The organism is Kitasatospora sp. NPDC022785, from assembly GCF_055561295.1.
The window spans coordinates 56,870-75,389 of record NZ_JBVHHB010000029.1 but is presented as its reverse complement, the minus strand read 5'-3'; the positions used below and the strand labels follow the sequence as shown (position 1 = coordinate 75,389).

General features: G+C 73.4%; 14 protein-coding genes and 2 pseudogenes. 6 read left to right on the top strand and 10 right to left on the bottom strand.

Annotation, left to right across the window (positions count from 1 at the left end):
• Positions 1 to 2 precede the first annotated feature (2 nt).
• A complete protein-coding gene (locus ACZ3YO_RS33305; protein ID WP_465576936.1) occupies positions 3 to 995 on the top strand; it encodes a GlxA family transcriptional regulator in 993 nt (330 codons plus the stop codon).
• Positions 996 to 1,318: 323 nt separating this feature from the next.
• Here ACZ3YO_RS33305 and ACZ3YO_RS33300 read toward each other — a convergent pair whose 3' ends face one another.
• The 3 genes and pseudogenes from ACZ3YO_RS33300 to ACZ3YO_RS33290 all read right to left on the bottom strand — a co-directional run.
• A complete protein-coding gene (locus ACZ3YO_RS33300; RefSeq protein WP_465576933.1) occupies positions 1,319 to 3,430 on the bottom strand; it encodes a transglycosylase domain-containing protein in 2,112 nt (703 codons plus the stop codon).
• Positions 3,431 to 4,411: 981 nt separating this feature from the next.
• Positions 4,412 to 5,707 (bottom strand): glycosyltransferase 87 family protein, encoded by a 1,296-nt coding sequence (locus tag ACZ3YO_RS33295; protein WP_465576930.1) that lies wholly within the window; start codon positions 5,705 to 5,707, stop codon positions 4,412 to 4,414.
• A 342-nt stretch (positions 5,708 to 6,049) separates the two neighbouring features.
• A pseudogene (locus tag ACZ3YO_RS33290) lies at positions 6,050 to 6,154 on the bottom strand (RidA family protein); the annotation flags it as partial.
• Here ACZ3YO_RS33290 and ACZ3YO_RS33285 point away from each other — a divergent pair.
• Both ACZ3YO_RS33285 and ACZ3YO_RS33280 read left to right on the top strand, forming a co-directional pair.
• Positions 6,153 to 6,467: pseudogene (locus ACZ3YO_RS33285) on the top strand (LysR family substrate-binding domain-containing protein); the annotation flags it as partial. The pseudogenes ACZ3YO_RS33290 and ACZ3YO_RS33285 overlap by 2 nt on opposite strands.
• Positions 6,468 to 6,952: 485 nt before the next feature.
• Complete coding sequence (locus tag ACZ3YO_RS33280; RefSeq protein ID WP_465576927.1) at positions 6,953 to 8,920, top strand: calcium-binding protein; 1,968 nt, start codon at positions 6,953 to 6,955, stop codon at positions 8,918 to 8,920.
• 158 nt (positions 8,921 to 9,078) lie between these two features.
• On the opposite strand, the gene ACZ3YO_RS33275 is transcribed toward ACZ3YO_RS33280, so the two are convergent.
• From ACZ3YO_RS33275 to ACZ3YO_RS33265, 3 genes are all read right to left on the bottom strand, one after another.
• Complete coding sequence (locus ACZ3YO_RS33275; protein WP_465547064.1) at positions 9,079 to 10,290, bottom strand: ROK family transcriptional regulator; 1,212 nt, start codon at positions 10,288 to 10,290, stop codon at positions 9,079 to 9,081.
• Positions 10,291 to 10,446: 156 nt separating this feature from the next.
• Positions 10,447 to 10,584: a hypothetical protein gene (locus ACZ3YO_RS33270; protein ID WP_465576924.1), complete on the bottom strand. Its 138-nt coding sequence runs from the start codon at positions 10,582 to 10,584 to the stop codon at positions 10,447 to 10,449.
• A gap of 138 nt (positions 10,585 to 10,722) precedes the next feature.
• Positions 10,723 to 11,568: an SDR family NAD(P)-dependent oxidoreductase gene (locus ACZ3YO_RS33265; protein ID WP_465576921.1), complete on the bottom strand. Its 846-nt coding sequence runs from the start codon at positions 11,566 to 11,568 to the stop codon at positions 10,723 to 10,725.
• An 87-nt stretch (positions 11,569 to 11,655) separates the two neighbouring features.
• Between ACZ3YO_RS33265 and ACZ3YO_RS33260 the strand changes: the two genes are divergently transcribed.
• Positions 11,656 to 12,126 (top strand): MarR family winged helix-turn-helix transcriptional regulator, encoded by a 471-nt coding sequence (locus tag ACZ3YO_RS33260; protein WP_465547067.1) that lies wholly within the window; start codon positions 11,656 to 11,658, stop codon positions 12,124 to 12,126.
• Between the two features lie 162 nt (positions 12,127 to 12,288).
• Positions 12,289 to 14,100 (top strand): SpoIIE family protein phosphatase, encoded by a 1,812-nt coding sequence (locus ACZ3YO_RS33255; RefSeq protein ID WP_465576917.1) that lies wholly within the window; start codon positions 12,289 to 12,291, stop codon positions 14,098 to 14,100.
• A 43-nt stretch (positions 14,101 to 14,143) separates the two neighbouring features.
• On the opposite strand, the gene ACZ3YO_RS33250 is transcribed toward ACZ3YO_RS33255, so the two are convergent.
• Positions 14,144 to 14,614: a cupin domain-containing protein gene (locus ACZ3YO_RS33250; RefSeq protein ID WP_465576914.1), complete on the bottom strand. Its 471-nt coding sequence runs from the start codon at positions 14,612 to 14,614 to the stop codon at positions 14,144 to 14,146.
• 78 nt (positions 14,615 to 14,692) lie between these two features.
• Between ACZ3YO_RS33250 and ACZ3YO_RS33245 the strand changes: the two genes are divergently transcribed.
• The gene (locus tag ACZ3YO_RS33245) at positions 14,693 to 15,283 is read left to right on the top strand and encodes a TetR/AcrR family transcriptional regulator (RefSeq protein ID WP_465576911.1); all 591 of its coding nucleotides are present in this window, start codon (positions 14,693 to 14,695) and stop codon (positions 15,281 to 15,283) included.
• Between the two features lie 236 nt (positions 15,284 to 15,519).
• Here the strand turns inward: ACZ3YO_RS33245 and ACZ3YO_RS33240 are convergent, their stop codons facing one another.
• From ACZ3YO_RS33240 to lepB, 3 genes are all read right to left on the bottom strand, one after another.
• A complete protein-coding gene (locus tag ACZ3YO_RS33240) occupies positions 15,520 to 16,713 on the bottom strand; it encodes a trans-sulfuration enzyme family protein (protein WP_396322300.1) in 1,194 nt (397 codons plus the stop codon).
• 195 nt (positions 16,714 to 16,908) lie between these two features.
• Entirely contained in the window at positions 16,909 to 17,172 is a 264-nt protein-coding gene (locus tag ACZ3YO_RS33235; RefSeq protein WP_465576908.1) for a hypothetical protein, read from the bottom strand.
• A gap of 302 nt (positions 17,173 to 17,474) precedes the next feature.
• A complete protein-coding gene (gene lepB, locus ACZ3YO_RS33230; protein WP_465576905.1) occupies positions 17,475 to 18,497 on the bottom strand; it encodes a signal peptidase I in 1,023 nt (340 codons plus the stop codon).
• Between the last annotated feature and the right edge of the window lie 23 nt (positions 18,498 to 18,520).

Genomic DNA, 18,520 nt, shown 5'->3' with positions numbered 1-18,520 from the left:
ATGTGACGAAAGAATCCTCTCACGCAGTGCAGGCCGCGGGCGTACACCGGGTCGTCGTGATCGTGGACGAGAACTCGAACCCCTTCGAGCTCGGCTGCGCGACCGAGGTCTTCGGTCTGCGCAGGCCGGAGCTCGGTCGTGATCTCTACGACTTCAGGCTCTGCTCCCCCAAGCCCCGCACCCTGATGCGAGACGGGTTCTTCACGCTCACGGGAGTCGCCGATCTGGAAGCTGCCGACGCGGCGGACACCCTGATCGTCCCCAACCGCCCGGACACCGAGGTGCCCCGCCGCCCCGCCGTGCTCGATGCCGTCCGACGGGCGCACGCACGTGGTGCGCGCCTGATCGGCTTCTGCAGCGGCGCCTTCACACTGGCCGAGGCGGGAGTCCTCGACGGCCGGCGGGCCACCGCGCACTGGCAGTGGGCGGACTCCTTCCGCGCCCGCTTCCCTTCCGTGCACCTCGAATCGGACGTGCTTTTCGTCGACGACGGCGACATCCTCACCGCCGCGGGGAGCGCGGCCGCACTCGACCTCGGGCTGCATGTGGTCCGCCGCGACTACGGCGCGGAGGTCGCCAACTCGGTGAGCAGGCGGCTGGTCTTCGCCGCACACCGGGACGGCGGACAGCAGCAGTTCGTGGAGCGCCCCATGCCCGACGTGCCGGACGAGTCCCTGGCGCCCCTCCTGGCCTGGGCCCAGGAGCGATTGGACTCGCCGCTCACGGTCTCCGACCTTGCGGCACGTGCGGCGGTCAGTCCGGCGACGCTGCACCGCCGCTTCCGGGCACAACTGGGAACGACACCGTTGACGTGGCTCACGGGGGAACGACTCGCCTTGGCCTGCCGGTTGATCGAGCGAGGTGAGTACCGCTTCGAGGTGGTCGCGCGGCGCAGCGGGCTTGGCACCGCTGCCAATCTGCGCACGCTGATGCGCCGCGAGACCGGCATCACTCCATCGGCATACAAGGAGCGGTTCGGGCCGGAGATGAACTGATTGCGAGGCATCCTCCTCCCATGCGGCGCAGGAATGTGTCTCATCGCCGACTGCCGCCTGGGGCAAGGAGGCTGGTGAGCCAAACCGAACCACCGGGTGCCGGTGCGGTGCCACCCGCCCGGCAGCACACTGCGCGGCGGCTCTGAAGGCATCGGCCGTCTCCGCACCCCCGAGAACGACCGCGCTCCGGCCGGTTGGCCGCGCCCCGGCTCCACGTCCGCCGAGCGGGCGTGGAGCCGGGGCGCGGCGGGGACAGCCCGCGCGGGACCGGTCCCAGGACCGCGGACAGCGGCGCCGCCGCCGGCCCCGGGGGATCACCGCTGTCAGTGCTCCGGTGCGGCCGGGTTGGTGCCCGGCGGGGTGGCCGGCGGGGTTGCCGGTGAGCCCGTGCCGGTCTGGGTGGCGTTCGGGTCGGGCTTGGGGGCCGGGTCGGGGATGTCGGCCATCGGCAGCGGCAGCTTGGGCGTGCCCCGCAGGGCCTGGTTCATGGCGTCCCGCCAGATCGGTCCGGGGCCGTCGGCGCCGAACACCTCGGTGCGGTACTTCCCGTTGATGGTGATGCCGCGCATCTCGACGCCGCCGTCGGGGCCGCCGAGCCAGACCGCGGTGGCGAGTTGCGGGGTGTAGCCGTTGAACCAGGCGGCCTTCTTGTGGTCCGAGGTGCCGGTCTTGCCGGCGATCTGCCGGCCGCCCTCCAGGCTGAGCGCCGCGCCGGTGCCGTTGTTCTCGGTCACGCCGTTCAGGACGGTGTTCAGCGCCTCTGCCGTTTCCTCGGAGAACACCTTCTCGCAGTGACCGGCCGGGGCGGGGACGTCCTTGCCGTCCACCGTGGTGATCTTGTTGATGGCGATCGGGGCGCAGTGCGTGCCTTGGGCGGCGAAGGTCGCGTAGACGTTGGCCATGGTCAGCGGGCTCATCTCCTCGACGCCCAGGGCCATCGCGGGGACCTCCTCCAGGGGCTTGCCGCTGGCCTTGGCGGTGACGCCGAGCTTGTTGGCCATCTGCTTGACCGAGCAGAGGCCGATCTCCTGCTCCATCTGCACGAAGTAGGTGTTGACCGAGAGCGCCATCGCCTGCTTCAGCTGGTACGGGCCCTTCTCGTTCGCGGATTCGTTGGGCACGACCGTCTTGGGCCGGGCCTCGTTCTTCCAGGTCCCCTCACAGGTCTTCATCGTCGGGTACTCGAGCCTGTTCGGGGACGAGTACTCCCGGGTCGCCGGCAGCCCCGCCTCCAGCGCCGCGGCCGCGACGACCGGCTTGAAGGTGGACCCGGGCTGGAAGCCGTTGCCGCCGCCCATCGCCGCGTCGACGTTGAGGTTGACGACGGTCTCGTTCTTGCTCGTCGCAAGGCCGTACGGGCGGGTCTGGGCCATGGCCAATATCTTGCCGCTGCCCGGCTCGACCATGGTGGCGGCGGCCGAGACGCTGTCGGTGATCCGCACGTTGTCGCTCACAGCGCTCTGGGCGGCGGCCTGCTTGGCGGGGTCGAGGGTGGTGTAGATGTTCAGGCCGCCCTGGTCCCAGAACTTCTGCCGGTCGGCGGCGGTCTTGCCGAACACCGGGTCCTGCTTGACCACATGGCGCACGTAGTCGCAGAAGAAGCCCATCCCGGCGTTGGCGGTGATGCAGCCGTGCTGCGGCTCCTTGTAACGCAGGCCCAGCGGGGCGGCCTTGGCCTCCCCGGCCTGGTCCGCGGTGATGTGCTTGTTCTCCAGCAGCTTGTCGATCACCACGTCGCGGCGGGTCTGCGCGGCCTGCGGGTGCAGCTTCGGGTCGTAGGCCGACGGGTTCTGCACCAACCCGGCAAGAGTGGCGGCCTCGGCGATCGTCAGATCCTTGTTGCTCTTGCTGAAGTACCGCTGGGAGGCGGCCTCCACGCCGTAGGCGCCGTTCCCGTAGTACGTGATGTTGAGGTAGTTGGTGAGGATCTGCTCCTTGGTCAGCTCCTCCTCCAGCTTGATCGCGACCTTCAGCTCCTGGATCTTGCGGCCCAGGGTCTTGCGCTGGGCCTCCCGGACGGCGGCCAGGTCCTCGCCGGCCTTCTCGACGTTGACGTTCTTCACGTACTGCTGGGTCAGCGTCGAGGCGCCCTGCGAGGCGCTGCCGCTCTCCGCGTTCTTGCCGATCGCGCGGAGCACGCCCTTGAGGTCGACGGCGCCGTGCTCGTAGAAGCGGGCGTCCTCGATGTCCACCTGCGCCTGCCGCATGAACGGCGACATCTGGTCGGCGGCCAGCACCGTTCGGTCCCGCTCGTAGACCTTGGCGATCAGCCCGCCCTTGGCGTCGAAGACCTGGGTGGCCTGGGTCAGCGGCGGGGTCTTGAAGTCGTCCGGGATGTCGTCGAAGCCCTCCGCCGTGTCCTTCGCGGCAAGTCCGAGCGCCCCGGCGGCGGGCAGGGCCATGCCGGCCAGCAGCGCACCGGACACCACGCTCACACCGAGGAAGGTCGCACCGTAGCGGGCCAGCCGAAGCGGCGTATTTCGCGACGGGCGGGACGACGCGCTATCGGATGAATTCCATATCGGAGGGCGATTCGATTCCATGCCAGAATGCTAGCCCGCGCACCCCGCGAATCGAACGGTTTGTCGTACGGGGCTGTCACAGCCGTGCAACAGATACGGGAGACTGACTCCGACCAGGTAAATCGCATACGTACTGAATGGCCGCGAAGAAACATGGAACACCTGCACTCATTCATCCCCCATCAGTGACACGACCCCGGATGAATCCGCCCGAGGGAGCCGCCGTCGGCCAATGCACGCCGACCCTGCCATGCACCCCCGCATCCGTGGCTTCGCCTACGGCCCCCCTTCTCCTCCCACACCCCTCACATCACGTGGATGCGGTGAGCGGGGCGAAAGGTTGCATACACCCGGGAACCCCCGTAGCCGACTTCGGGCTGCGCGGCGCCCACCCGCCTGCACGGGGCCTTGCCGCCCGTGCGCCACCCCTCGGCCCAGCCACCCGCCGAGCACCCACCCGCCTGCGGCTGCCGGCGCCATTGCTCGACACCGCACGGCGATTGCCTCCGGGAGAGAATTCGGAAAGACAAGACATATGGGGACAGAGATCCACCACTCAGCCCCGACCGGTCCAATTCCACAGGAGTGCCGATATCCGCGACAACCGCTCCCGTTCGGGCCGGAACAGCCCAAGGGCAAATCCGAAGTGACCGCGAGACCGGTCAGCCACTCGGAAACGCCGGTCGGTCCGGACGAGAAGCAGTCCCGGCGGGAAGCGGTCCGGGCGGTCGAGCGGCGAAGCCTCGACCGCCCGGGATCATCCGAAGGCAGCCAACCACCGTGGCGGGTGTACCGACCACGGCCGGAGGTCGGCGTCGATCAGGTCGGCCGACCCCGCGCCGGCCCGGGAGGGACCGCACGGCCCGACGCCGACGTGAAGGGCCCGACGCCGCCTCAGCGCTCGTACTGCGGCGCCGGAACGCGCGCAGCAGGCGGCCGGGCGTCTCCCGGCTCGACGGATCGGGGGGCGGCCGCCGCCGGCACTGCGCGGAACTCCGCCGCCGTGGCCCGCAGTACGGCGAGCAGCGCGAGCAGCATCAGCACGCCGTGGGCCGGCATCGACAGGTACGGTGACACGTCGGGGGCGATGAACTTGAGGTAGCTGCCGAGGGACGACAGCTGCACCAGGACCGGCACGTACCAGAGTTGCCGGGGGCGCTGGAAGGCGACGATCACACTGAGCACGTCGGCGACGTAGAAGTAGCGCTCGTGCATGGACGGCAGCAGGAACGGCACCGCGATCGCGGAGGCGGTGGCCAGCAGCAGGACCTGCGTGTCCGTGAGCACCGGCTTCCCACCCCGTCCCGCCACGCCACCGGCCCGCCGGACGGCCCATACGGCCAGCCCGATCAGCACCAGGACCACCGCTCCCGCGACCAGCACGCCGGCGCCGCGCACGGCATCCTCCTCACCCTGCGGCACGGAGACGAACTGGTAGACGGACGGCGCGTTGAGCGTGAGCTGCTTGTACGTGTCCGGCTGGCGGGTGTACACCGTCAGCAACTGCCACGGGTCGGCGCCGAGCAGGAAGGCGGGGAGGTCAAGCGCCACGTACGCCGCCGGGACGGCCAGCAGGCTCGACCAGGGGATCCGCTTCACCAGCACCAGCACCAGCAGGAGTGGGAAGAGGAAGACCGCCTGGAGTTTGAACCCCAGCGCGATCCCGAAGAACGCGCAAGCCCACCAGGGCCGGTCGCGGAGCATGTGGTAGACGCCGCCGACCAGGAAGGTGGTGAAGATCGCGTCGGCCTGGCCCCACCAGCCGCTGTTGGTCACGACCGTGGGCAGGAAGAGGACGACCACCGCCGCGCCGACGGCGTGCCAGGGCTGCTGCGGCCGCCGCAGGGAGACGATGCGGAACGCGTAGGAGGCCAGCGCCAGGTCGAAGAGGATCGAGATCCACTTGATGCCCGCCAGCGCCGGCACCGGCAGGTAGGTGAGCGCTGCCATGAGGTAGAGGTAGGGAACGTTGTAGTCCGAGAAGTCCGCGTTCCTGAGGGCGCCGAACCCGCCGTGCTCCGAGATGTACTGGTACCAGGGGCCGAGGAAGTAGTAGTAGTCCGACGACTCACTGTCCAGCAGGAGCACTCTGACCAGGAGCGCGGCCATCACTGCGGATATCGCGGCCAGAGCCAAGACCGTCGGGTCGGCCGCACCCCGGCGCGGCTCCTCGGCGGTTATCTCGGACATCGGACTCCATTCGGTCGGGGCGCGACGCCCCCTGTGACGTGCGCGGGAAGAGGGGAGGGCCCGCCGCGGATCCGGCCACCGCCTCGTCCAGGCCGCGGACGCTCGCGCGGCCTTCCGGGCCGAGGTCCCCGTCCCTAGGACTGCCGCCCCCGGCTCGCCGGTTCCCGCCTTGATCGCGGCGTCCGGCGGGTGCCTGCGCGGCGGTGTCTCCGGACCGGGCCCAAAGACTCATGTCTACCGGCACCGCCGCGGTACTGCAAGATCCACAAGCCAGCGGAAAGCGCAGTATTTCGTGTCCGATCGGGCATTGTCCTTCCGGCAGCCGACCCACCCCGTCCGGCCGCACCCCGCCTCGGCGAGTGCCGCTCCGGTGTTGCGCAGGCACTGCTCGGCCTGCTCCACCACGTCCTCGGAGATCGTCATGGTGGCGTAGTCGAATCCGGTGGTGCGGCCGCGGCTGCACGACCAGATCACCGGTCTGTGCGTCGCCGCCGGCTTCTCCCCCCGGGTGGTCCAGCACGCGACGGAGTGGCAGACCGTCTGCGCACTGGTGGAAACCGGGCTCGGTGTCTCCCTGGCCCCGGCGAGCATCCGGCGGATCAGGCTCAAGGGAGTGGCCTTCCGCCGGATCGAACCCGACACGGTCCGCACCCGCGTCGCCGTCGCCTGGCGCAGGAACGACCGGAGCCCGCTCGTCACCAACCTTCTGGCGGCCGTCCTCCAGGATCCACCGCACGGGCCCCGGCGCGGCACGCCCTGACTGCCGGTCCGCTCGCCCCGCGACGTCGGCGGTCCTCAGGCGCGGCACGCCCTGACTGCCGGTCCGCTCGCCCCGCGACGTGGGCCGTCCTCAGGCGCGGCACGCCCTGACTGCCGGTCCGCTCGCCCCGCGACGTGGGCCGTCCTCAGGCGCGGCACGCCCTGACGCCCGGTCCGCTCGCCCCGCGACGTGGGCCGTCCTCACTCGCGCGGGTGGAATCCGGCCGCCAGTGGGCGCAGCGCGGCCCGGCCGTGGGAGTCCGCGACAGGGGCGGCCAGAAGCATGTCGGCCAACGCTCGGGGCAGGGCGATCGTCAGCCGAAGGTCCGGCCCGGGGCGGCGGGTGCGTGGGGTACCCGCGAGGAGATTCCGCCGCCGTGACGGCCACCGGACGCTGTGGCCGGCTGCATGACGATGAGAGGCAGAGTGGACCGTATGTCCATGCCCATGTCCGTTTCCGGTCCGCGACCAGGATCCGCGCGAGCCGTGCCACACCGACGCCGGTCACCGGCCGGCCGGGCCGGGGTGGCGGCGGCCGTCGGCCTGGTGCTCGCACTGTCCCTGCCCGCGGTCGCGGTGGCCGCGCCGGGCGACCTGGACGCCGGGTTCGGCGCGGGCGGGAAGGTCACGACGGACTTCGGCGGTGGCTCGGACGAGGCGCGCGCCGTGGCGGTGCAGGCCGACGGGAAGATCGTCGCCGTCGGCTACGCGAGTGCCTTCGACGACTTCGCGCTGGCCCGCTACAACGCCGACGGCAGCCTCGACACCGCGTTCGGCACCGGCGGCAAGGTGACCACCGACTTCAACGGCGGCTCGGACGAGGCGCGCGGGGTGGCGGTGCAGGGCGACGGGAAGATCGTCGTGGTCGGCCGCACCGAGGTGCCGGAGGGCGGGTTCGGCTGGTTCTCGCTGGCCCGCTACAACACCGACGGCAGCCTCGACACCGGGTTCGGCACCGGCGGCAAGGTGCTCGTCGACTTCGGCAGCGGCGGCGCCGACGACGCCTACGGGGTCGCGGTGCAGGCCGATGGCAAGATCGTCGCCGCCGGCACCACGGCCGGGGACTTCGCGCTGGCCCGCCTCACGGCCACCGGCGCCCCGGACGGCGGCTTCGGCACCGGCGGCAAGGTGACCACCGACTTCACCAACGGGGCCGACGCGGCACGCGGGGTGGCTCTGCAGTCGGACGGGAGGATCGTCGCCGCCGGCTACACCGGCAACAACGTGGGCAACTACGACTTCGCGCTGGCCCGCTACAACACCAACGGCACCCTCGACACCGGCTTCGACACCGACGGCAAGGTCACCACCGACTTCGGCGGCGTGGAGTTCGGGCACGCGCTGGCCCTGCAGTCCGACGGACGCATCGTGGCCGCCGGCTACACCGGCACCGATTTCGCGCTGGCCCGCTACAACACCGACGGCAGCCTCGACACCGGCTTCAGCGGCGACGGCAAGGTCACCACCGACTTCGGGCGCAGCGAGATCGCCTACGGGGTGGCGGTCCAGCCCGACGGCCGGATCATCGCCGCCGGCGACACCGTGGCCGTGGACTTCAGCGACTTCGCGCTGGCCCGCTACAACACCGACGGCAGCCTCGACACCGGCTTCAGCGGCGACGGGAAGGCGACCACCGACTTCGGCGGCGGCCTCGACCATGCCCTCGGCATGGCCCTTCAGACGGACGGCAGGATCGTCGCCGCGGGCCACAGCGGCGAGGACTTCGCGCTGGCCCGCTACGAGGGCGGTGGCACGGCCCCCGCCGGGGTGGACCTCTCGGTCACCAAGACCGGGCCGGCCACGACCAGCGTGGGCGACACCCCCTCCTACACGGTGACGGTCACCAACAACAGCACCGCGGCCGCCACCGGCGTCGCCCTCGCCGACAACCTCACCGGACCGGCCACGATGGTCTCGGCCACCCCCGGCCAGGGCACCTGCACCACCACCTCCACCAGCGCCGGCTGCGCCCTCGGCACCCTCGCCGCCGGCGCCTCCACCACGGTGACCGTCACCGTCGAACCCAGGGCCACGGGCACCGTCTCCGACACCGCCACCGTCAGCGCCACCCAGTCCGACCCCGTCCCCGCCAACAACACCGCCACCGCGAGCACCAGCGTCAACAACGCCCACGGCTGCACGATCATCGGCACCAGCAACGCCGACAACCTCTTCGGCACCGGCGGCAACGACGTGATCTGCGCCCTCGGCGGCAACGACTCCGTCAGCGCGGGCGGCGGCAACGACACCGTCTACGCCGGTTCCGGGAACGACACGGTCGACGGCGGCGCCGGCAACGACACGCTGATCGGCGGGCCCGGGGCCGACACCCTGAACGGAGGCCTCGGCAACGACTCGCTCGACGGCGGACCCGGCAACGACGTCCTGAACGGCGGGTCCGGCGTCGACACCTGCACCACCACCCCCGGCGACACCGTCGTCAGCTGCCCGTAGCCGCCAGCAGCGGGGAGACGAACGCCGCAGGGCCCCGTCCGAGAGCCGACCGCCCCTCCTCCCGCAGGCAGGGGCGGTCGCCCGGGTTCACCGCCTCGACCGGGCCCGGTCGGTCGCCAGAGGCCGCTCGGCCTCGCGCGGGAGGCGTGGAACGGACCTCAGCCCACCGGAGCCGAGCGCCGTTCGAAGACCTCGGGGCGGGCGGTCTCCAGCGCCGTTGCGACGGCGCCCAGCAAGACCGCCTCCTCGCCCAGCTCGCTCGGGGCGAGCTTCGGCCGCAGGGGGGTGAGGCGCTGCAGTGCGCGCTCCAGGGGTTCCAGCAGCAGGTCGGCGCTGTTGCCGAGGCCGCCGCCGAGGACGACCAGGTCCGGGTCGAGCACGGCCGACAGGACGGCGACGGCATAGGCGAGCTGCTCGGCCTCGCGGTGCACCGCCTCCACGGCGAGGGGGTCGCCGGACCGGGCCGCCTCGAAGACCTGCTTGGCCGTCAGCGGGCCGCGCATGCCCAGCTCCAGTGCCGTCCGGACCACCGCGTCCGCCGCGGCCGCCTGCTCGATCGTCCCGCCCGGTTCGCCGTCGGGCCGGGCGGGCAGCGGCACCAGGCCGACCTCACCGGCCGCGCCGTGGGCACCCGAGAGGAGCTCGCCGTCCTTCAGGACACCCACACCGAGGCCGGTGCCGATCAGCAGGTAGGCGAACATCCGGCTGCCGCGGCCGGCGCCGAGGGTGTACTCGCCGAGGGCGGCGAGGTTGGCGTCGTTGGCGACGGTGATCCTGGTCTCCAGGCCCTCCCCGATCCGGTCGAACAGCCCGCGTCTGCCCCAGCCGGGCAGGTTGGTGGCGTACCGGACGCCGCGCCGCTGCTCGTCCCAGACGCCGGGCGTGCCGATCACCGCGTGGACGATCTCGGCGGCGGCCAGGCCCGCCTCGGCGGTGGTCTCGCGGGCGGCGGCCACCACGGCGTCGGCCACCGCGTTGGCGGTGCGGCCCTTGTTGGGGACGTCCCGGCGGGCGACGATCCGCCCGGCGAGGTCGGCCACCGCGACGCGTAGCCGGGCCCGGCCGATGTCCACGCCGAGCACGTGGCCGGCGGTCGGGTCGGGCTCGTACAGCACGGCGGTCCGGCCGCGTTCGGGGACGAAGCGGCCGGCCTCCCGGGCCAGTCCGGCCTGTTCCAGCGCGGCGAGTGCGGTGGAGACGGTGGGCTTGGAGAGACCGGTGTCGCGGGCGAGCTGGGCGCGCGAGGACGGGCCGCCGGTGCGCAGCAGTTCGAGCAGCAGCCATTCGTTGTTGCTGCGCAGCCGCTGCCGGTTCCACGGCTGCGCCGGCGCCCCGCCCGGCGGAACTGTGGTCGGCAGGTGGCGGCTCATCGGGTCCTCCGGGCTCGGCGTGCTCCGCGGGCCCGGTGGTGGCGGCTCGCAGCGGCGCTCGGGCTCGGGCGCCGCCGCCCAAGTATGACCGGTGACCGGCCGGGCCACCGGGCTGCGGGGCAGGTGGCCCACAGGGTGGGACACCTGCCGCTCGCGTCAGCCGCCGGGTTGGGGGGCACCGTTGACGGTGAGCCGGGACGGCGCGGCCGACGGGATGCTCCCGGCCGGTTCGGCGTGGTCGACGATCGCGGCGACGGTGTCGGCCGCGCGCCCCGGCCGGTGATCGCCTGTCATGCCGGGGCCACTGCCGCCCGGAGCAACGCCGGCCCGAGCAGGCCGGAGGCTCCGGACGTGACCGGCCGTCAGCCGGCGGTGGTCAGGCCGCGGTGGTCAGCCGGCAGCGGTCAGCCCGCGGCGGGCAGCCGTCTGCGGTCAGCGGACCCAGGTGCCGGTGAGCTGTTGGACGGCCGCGCCGTCCAGGTCGGCGAGCTTGGCACCGACGAAGGCGCGCGCCCGGTCGGAGGTCTGCATCCGGAACGGCGGCTGCTCGGCGGTCAGGGCGTCGAGTACCGTCTCGGCGGCCTCGGCGGAGGTCTGGGCCTGGTCGAAGGCGGCCCGGGTGCGCTCGACGTAAGCGCTCAGCGCGGGGGCGTAGGGGCCGGCGGCGGTCAGCAGGGCGGGGAGGTCGATGCCCTGGCTGGCGACGAACTCGCTGGCGACGGCGCCCGGTTCGACCACGGTGACGTGGACGCCGACGGTCGCGGCGACCGGGGCGAGCGACTCCATGAAGCCCTCGACGGCGAACTTGGCCGCGCAGTAGGCCTCGTTGAAGGGCTGGCCGACGACGCCGCCCACGCTGGTGACGGTGACGACCCGGCCGCCGGTGGCCCGCAGGTGCGGCAGCGCGGCCCGGGTGACGTCGACGACGCCGAAGAAGTTGACCTCCATCGCGGCGCGGACGGGGTCGAGGCCGTCCTGTTCGACGGTGCCGACGTAGCCGGCACCCGCGTTGTTCACCACGGCGTCGAGGCGGCCGTGCCGGCCGAGGACTCCGGCCAGGCAGTCGGCCACGGAGGCGGGGTCGGTGACGTCCAGCCGGGCGACCTCGACCCGGTCGGCCACGCCGGCCTCGGCGGCGGCCGCGCGCAGGGCGTCGGAACGGCCGGGGTCACGCATGGTCGCGACGACGTGGTAGCCGGCGCGGGCGGCGGCCACGGCGGCGGCGAGGCCGATGCCGGAGGAGGTGCCGGTGATCAGGACGGTGCGGGTGGTGGTCATGCGGAGCGCTCCCAGGGACAGGTATGTGCGTGCACACACACCATAGGCACTGTGTGCGCGCACACGCAAACAGGTAGAGTGCCGGGCATGGCGCGCACCGACCTCACTCTGGGAGACCTCACCGCCCGCGACCACGCCTTCTACGGCCTGGTCTGGGCCGGTGCCACGCTCAGCGCGCGCGTCGACCAGGCCCTGGCCAAGGCCCACGACCTGCCGCTCTCCTGGTTCGAGGTGATGCTCTGGCTGCACGGCCAGGACGAGCCGGTCGCCGCCTCCGACCTCGGCGCGAAGACCCTGCTCAGCCGCAGCCAGGTCTCCCGGGTCGCCGACTCGCTCCAGGCCCGCGGTCTGGTCGAACGAGCTCCCTCCCCCACCGACGCCCGCTCCGTCCGCATCGCGCTCACCACGGAGGGGCACCGGCTCTTCGCCGAGGCCGACGCCACCCGGCGCGCGACGCTCGCCGAGGCCTTCGACGACCGGCTGGACGACGCGGACATCGCCGCGCTGGAAACCGTCTGGGCCAAACTGAAGCGGCCGCCCACGGGGCGCGGAGCCTGAGCCCGCTCTCCGACCGGCGGCCGGGCGAGGCCCGAACCGGCGACACCGCGCTCCGGAAACGGACCTGACACCGGGCCCGGGCCGGTTACAACATCGCCACCGGTGAGTCAAAGTTTCACCGGTCCGTGGGCGTGCCGCGGCCCGGCGCGTGATCATGGGCGTATGCGGTTCCGGTACGGCAACGGAGGAGAGGGTGCCGCGCCCGCGGGTCCGGACAGCCGGTCACGCGCGGCGGCAGCGGCGGCCCTGGCCGCGAGCGGCGAGTCCGTCACGGTGGGTGACAACCCGGATCTGCTCCGCGAGATGCTCGCCGCCGCCCCCGTCGGGGTCGCACTGCTGGACGAGCGGCTTCGCTGGCAGTACCTCAACGCCGCGTTCACCACCGCCACCGGGCTGCGCCGCGCCGACCTGCTCGGCCGGCCGGTCGAGAGCACGGCCTTCGCGGCCGCGGCCGGCACACTGCACCACGTCCTGGCCGACGGCCGGGGCCGCGAGCAGACCACCGGCGGGCCGGACGGCGCGGGCGCCCCGGTGCCGGCCGGCCTGCGGGTCCGCTACCGGCCGCTGGAGGCCGGCGGGCGCATCACCGGCGTGGTGGTCGTCGTGCTGGACGACCCCGGTCCGGAGCAGGAGCTGCGGCGCGAACTCGCGCAGGCCCGGGCCAGGCTGGCGCTGCTGGACGCGGCCGCCGAGCGGATCGGCACCACGCTCGACGTCGGCACCACCTGCGCCGAACTGGCCTCCTTCGCCGTGCCCCGGCTCGCCGAGCTGGTGACCGTCGACGTCCTGCCACCCGACTCCACCGCCCACACCGGCCGGGCCGGCGGCCTGCGGCTCCACCGCGCCGCCGTCCAGTGCACCGGGCGCCTCAGCGAGGCGGCGGCGGCACCCGCGGGGCCCGGCGAGACCGTGCGGTACCGGGAGGGATCGGCCGCCGCGCGCGCCCTGACCGCGGGCGTCGCGGTACTCGTGAACGGGCCCGCGGACGAGGAACTCGCCCATGCCGCGCCCGATCCGGCCGCCCTGGCCGCCCACCGGGCCGCCGGGCTGACCTCGCTGCTCGCGGTGCCGTTGTCCGCCCGCGGCCGGCTGGTCGGCCTGCTGACCCTGGCCCGCACCGCCGCCTCGCCCGGTTTCACCCCGGACGAGGCCACCCTCATCGGCGACGTCGCCGCCCGCGCCGCCACCGGCATCGACAACGCCCGCCGCTACACCCGCTCCCAGGGCATCGCCCTCGAACTCCAGCGGGCCCTGCTCAGCGAACCCGGCAGCCCGCACCAGAACCTCGAACTCGCCTCCCGCTACCTGCCCTCCGGCTCCAGTTCGGTGGTCGGCGGCGACTGGTACGAGACGGTCCGGCTGCCGTTCGGGCGGACCCTGCTGGTGATGGGCGACGTCATGGGCCACGGCGTCGAGGCGGCCGTCGACATGAGCACCTACCGCTCCACCCTGCGCGACGTGGCGGGCATGGACCTGCCGCCACACCGGATCCTGCGCCAGCTCGACACCGTCATCGCCGCCAACGAGTCCGCCCGCCCGGCGACCTGCCTGCTCGCCCTCGCCGACCCGGGCCGGGGCCGCTGGACCCTCTCCAGCGCCGGCCACCTCCCGCCCGCCCTGATCTCCCCCGGCCGCCCGACCGAACTGCTGCAGATCCCCACCGGCCCGCCCCTCGGCACCGGCTTCGGCGGCTACGAGCAGACCACCCGCGAACTGCTGCCCGGCGAAACGCTGTTGCTCTACACCGACGGCCTGGTCGAACGACGGGACGAGGACATCGACGCCTCCCTCGCCCGCCTCGCCGCCCTCCGCCTGCCCGCCGGCGGTGAGCTGGACGACCTGCTGGACGCCGTCCTGCACGCCCTCGCCCCCACCGGGCCGACCGCCCCGGCCGCCGAGGACGACATCGCCGTCCTGGCGGCCCGGCCGCGCCCGCGGGCGCGGCCGGGGCCCGCGGCGGCCGCACTGCGCTGACCGCCTGCGGGGCACCGACGGTGGCCGCCCTCGTACGGGGCGGTCAGTCCTGCCCGCCCTCGTCGTAGGCGATGTGGTGCCGGGCCGCGATCGGGTTGATCTTCGCCGGATCCAGCTCGCCGTCGGTCAGGACGGTGGGCCCGGCCTCGATCAGGTCCTCGACGTACTGCTCCCAGCCGCCGGGCGAGGAGATCTGCAGGACGCGCGGGGGCGGGTCGGAGGCGCGGCGGAGCGCGTGCGGGACGCCGCGCGGCAGCAGGGCGAACGTGCCCTCCGGCGCCGAGTGCGTCACGTCGTCGAACTCGATCGCGAGGACGCCGTCCAGCACGTAGATGCACTCGTCCGCCTGGTGGTGGGTGTGCCGCGGGATGTCCTTCGCGAGAGTCACCTCCAGGAGGGAGAGCCGGCCCTCGGTGTCGGCGGTCGACGCCTTGACGGCGAACGCGGGCGGCAGCGGGACCCGCCCCGGGCGGGCGGCCCCCGGCCCGAGCAGGATGAAACGGCCTTCGGACATGAGCTCAGCCTCTCTTCGCATGGCATAATCGGAACCGGAATCCGCTTCCGTTTACATTCAGGCAGGAGAGTGGTCGCGTTGTCAACGCCGCCAACGCCGTCAACACCCGGTGCCCGCAAGCCGCGTGCCGACGCCGAGCGCAACCGCGCCCGCGTCCTGGCAGCGGCGCGCGCCCTGTTCGAGGAACGCGGCGACGAGGTCCAGATGCCGGAGGTGGCACGCGCCGCCGGGGTCGGCATGGGCACCGTGTACCGGCACTTCCCGACCCGGCAGGCCCTGGTCGAGGCCGCGGCGGAGCACCGGTTCGCCGAGATCCTGGAGTTCGCCCGCACCGAAGGCCTGTCCGACCCCGAGTCCGGACAGGGGCTGGTCCGGTACCTCCACCATGTCGGCCGGCTGCTCGCCGAGGACCGGGGGCTGTCCGTGGCCCTCGCGGCGGCAGTGGGCTCGTCGGCGCCCAGGGGCGAGATGCTCACCCGACTCGAGAGCGCGGTCGGGGCACTGATCGACCAGGGACGCGCGAGCGGCACCCTCCGGCACGATCTCACCGTGGCGGATGTCTACACCCTGGTGGGCTGCACGTCCGGAGTCATCCGCACCGGCCACGGCGACTGGCGACGCTTCATCGAACTCGCCCTCGACGGCATCCGCCCGCGCGGGGACGCCTGAGGCGGATGCGCCACCCGGGACGGCGACGCCCGACCACGAGTCCCCCGACCACGAGTCCCCCGAGCGGGAGCGGACGCCGTGGGGCCCGGACGGCGCCCGCCGCCCCCGCTCGGGTGTCTCCGGACCGGCTCACCCGGCCGGCCGGCCGGCGCTGCCGATGATCGTCGCCTCGGCGATCGGCGCCTCGCCCGCGCGGCGCGGCGCGGCGACGATCGGTTCGGCGTGCTGACGCCTGCTCAGAGCTTGGCGAGTGCCTGGTCGAGGTCGGTCCAGAGGTCCTCGGGGTGCTCGATGCCCACCGCGAGGCGGACGGTGCCGGGGCCGATGCCGGCGGCGGCCAGTTCGGCGTCGTCCAGCTGACGGTGCGAGGTGCTGGCCGGGTGGATGATCAGGGTGTGCACGCCACCGAGCGAGGGGGCGAGGGAGGCGAGCCGCACGGACTCGGTGAGTGCGCGGGCCGCCTCGCGGCCGCCGGCCAGGTCGAAGGCGAGGACGCCGCCGTGGCCCTCGGGCAGCAGTCGGCGGGCCAGCTCGTGGTCGGGGTGGGCGGGCAGGCCCGGGTAGTGGACGGCGGTGACGGCCGGGTGCGCGGCGAGCCGGCCGGCCAGGTCGAGCGCGGTGTCGCAGTGGCGGCGCATCCGCAGCGCCAGCGTCTGCATGCCGCGCAGGGTCAGCCAGGCGGCGTACGGGTCGGCCGAGGCGCCCAGTTCGGTGGCGTAGTGCCAGACGGTGCGGTGCAGTTCGGGTTCGGCGAAGACGGCGACGCCGGCCAGGACGTCGCCGTGGCCGCCGAGGTACTTGGTGGCGGAGTGGATCACGATGTCGGCGCCGTGCTCGATGGGCCGGCAGAGCAGCGGGCTGGCGAAGGTGTTGTCGACCACGCCGACCACCCCGGCCTCGCGGGCGACCGCGAGCAGGGCGGGCAGGTCGGTGACCCGGGTGGTCGGGTTGGAGATGGTCTCCAGGTGCAGGAGCCGGGTGTTGGGGCGCAGCGCGGCCCGAACCTCGGCGGGGTCGTCGCCGCGGACGTGGGTGACCTCGATGCCCCAGCGCCGGGTCAGGTCGGCGAGCATCGCGAAGGTGCCGCCGTAGAGGCTCTGCTGGGCGATGACGTGGTCGCCGGAGCGCAGCAGGGCGAGCAGGACGGTGTTGATCGCCCCCATGCCGGAGGCGGTGGCGATCGCGCCGGTGCCGCCCTCCAGACCGGCGACCGCGGCCTCCAGCGAACGGACGGTCGGGTTGCCGAACCGGTTGTAGAAAAAGGCCTGGTCCGGGGCGGCGAAGGCCTCGACCAGCGAGTCGGAGTCCTCGAAGGCGAACAGGTGTCCCTGGTGCAGCGGCACCCCCAGCGGGCGGCTGCCGGTCACCTCCTGGACGGGAGGGTGGACGGTCCGGCTCTCGGGGCGCAGCGCGCCGGGGAAGTCACTCATGCCGCCCATCCTCGGCGGACGCGGGGCGCGGCGGCCAGGGCCAATCCCGGCCAAGTGGACCGGGCGGCGGCCCCGGCTCGGCCAGGGTTCGGCGACCGGCCCGGCCACGTGCTCGGCCCCGACTCGGCCACGGTTCCAGCCGGAACGCCCGGCTCAGAACGCCGGGATCGGAACGCCTGAATCAGAACGCCCGGCTCAGAGACCGCCTCCCGGCAGCAGCACCACCCGGGCCGGGTCGAACGGCTCCCAGCACGCCGGGGAACCGCTGCGGGCCACCCGCAGCCGGCACCAGCGCAGCCCGGCCGCGTCCTGCCACCACCCGCTGACCCGGCCGAGCGCCCAACTGCCGTCGCCGAAGTGCACCTCGACCGGCTGGTAGACCCACTCGACGTCCGCCTCCGCGACCGCCGGACCGCCGTGCCCGCCGTCCCGCACCGGACTGCGCCGACTCTCCACCACGGTTCCGCCTCCCGTTCCGGACCGGGCCGCCGGCCCCCGCAACGGGACGGCCGCGCGACCGGACGTACAGCTCACCCGCCAGACTCTACAGCGGTGTAGATCTCAGCGGGACGGAACACAGCGGTGTAGATCTCAGCGGGACGGAACGCGACACAAGCTGCCACACCCTCACGCCCGGCCCCGTCCCACCGCGCCCCACCCCGTCCGCCCGGCCCAGGGACCAGGACCAGGTGGCGGCGTGCGCCGTGTGGACCGGCCGGTGGGGGCGGGGCAGAACCGTTCGCCCCACCCCTCGGAGGAGCTCAGGACGACGCGCCGTCCACCTCCTGGGCACCCGTCCGCCGGGCGGCCCGGCGGCGCTGCCAGAGGGCCGGCGGAACGACGGCGGCGAGCGCGGCGGCCTCCGGGGCCGGCAACTCCTCCAGCGGGTCGGCGCCGCCGACGCCGGTCGCCGCAGCCGCACCGGCCTGTGCCTGCTGGTTGTCGAGGGCCTCCTGGTCGAAGGTGCCGGGGACGGACAGGGTGTCCCAGTGACCGACCGGCCAGGCGACGACGAAGGCGCGCCCGATCACGTTGTCCACCGGCACGAAGCCGCCACCGGGCTCGTTGACGTGGTAGCGGGAGTCGCGGGAGGCATTGCGGTGGTCGCCCATGACCCAGATCCGGTCCTTGGGAACCTTGACCGTCCCGACCGGCGCCTCGCCGCAGGGCGTCGCCCCCGGGTAGATGTACGGCTCGTCCAGTGCCACGCCGTTCACCTTCACCGGGCTGCCGGCATTGCACTCGACGGTGTCGCCGCCGACCGCGATCACTCGCTTGATCAGGTCCTTCTCGTCCTGCGAGGGCATCAGGCCGATCACGCTGAGCGCCTTCCTGATGCCCCGGACGACGGAGTTGCCGGACTCCTCCGGCCCCGTCTCCAGCCAGCCGCCCGGGTCGCGGAAGACCACCACCTCGCCGCGCTCGGGCGTGGCGCCGAACCACGGGGTCAGCTTGTCGACCAGGACCCGGTCACCCTCCTCCAGGGTGTGCTGCATCGAGCCGGAGGGGATCGAGAACGCCTGCACGAAGAAGGTCTTGATGCCCAGTGAGAGCAGCAGGGCGACCACCACCAGGATCGGCAGCTCCTGCCAGAACGGGCGCTTCCTGCGCTCCGCCCGGCCGCGCTTAGGCTCCCCGCCGGCGTCGGACCCGTCCGTACTCCCGGACTCCGCGGCGCCGCGCGCCAGGTCGTCGGTGACGATCACCTCGCTCCGGCCGGCCGCATCACCCGCATCCGATGCCCCAGCCGTCCCGCCGGTCTCCGCAGTGTTCTCGCCACTCATCCCTGGGCCCCTCCCGACGGCCT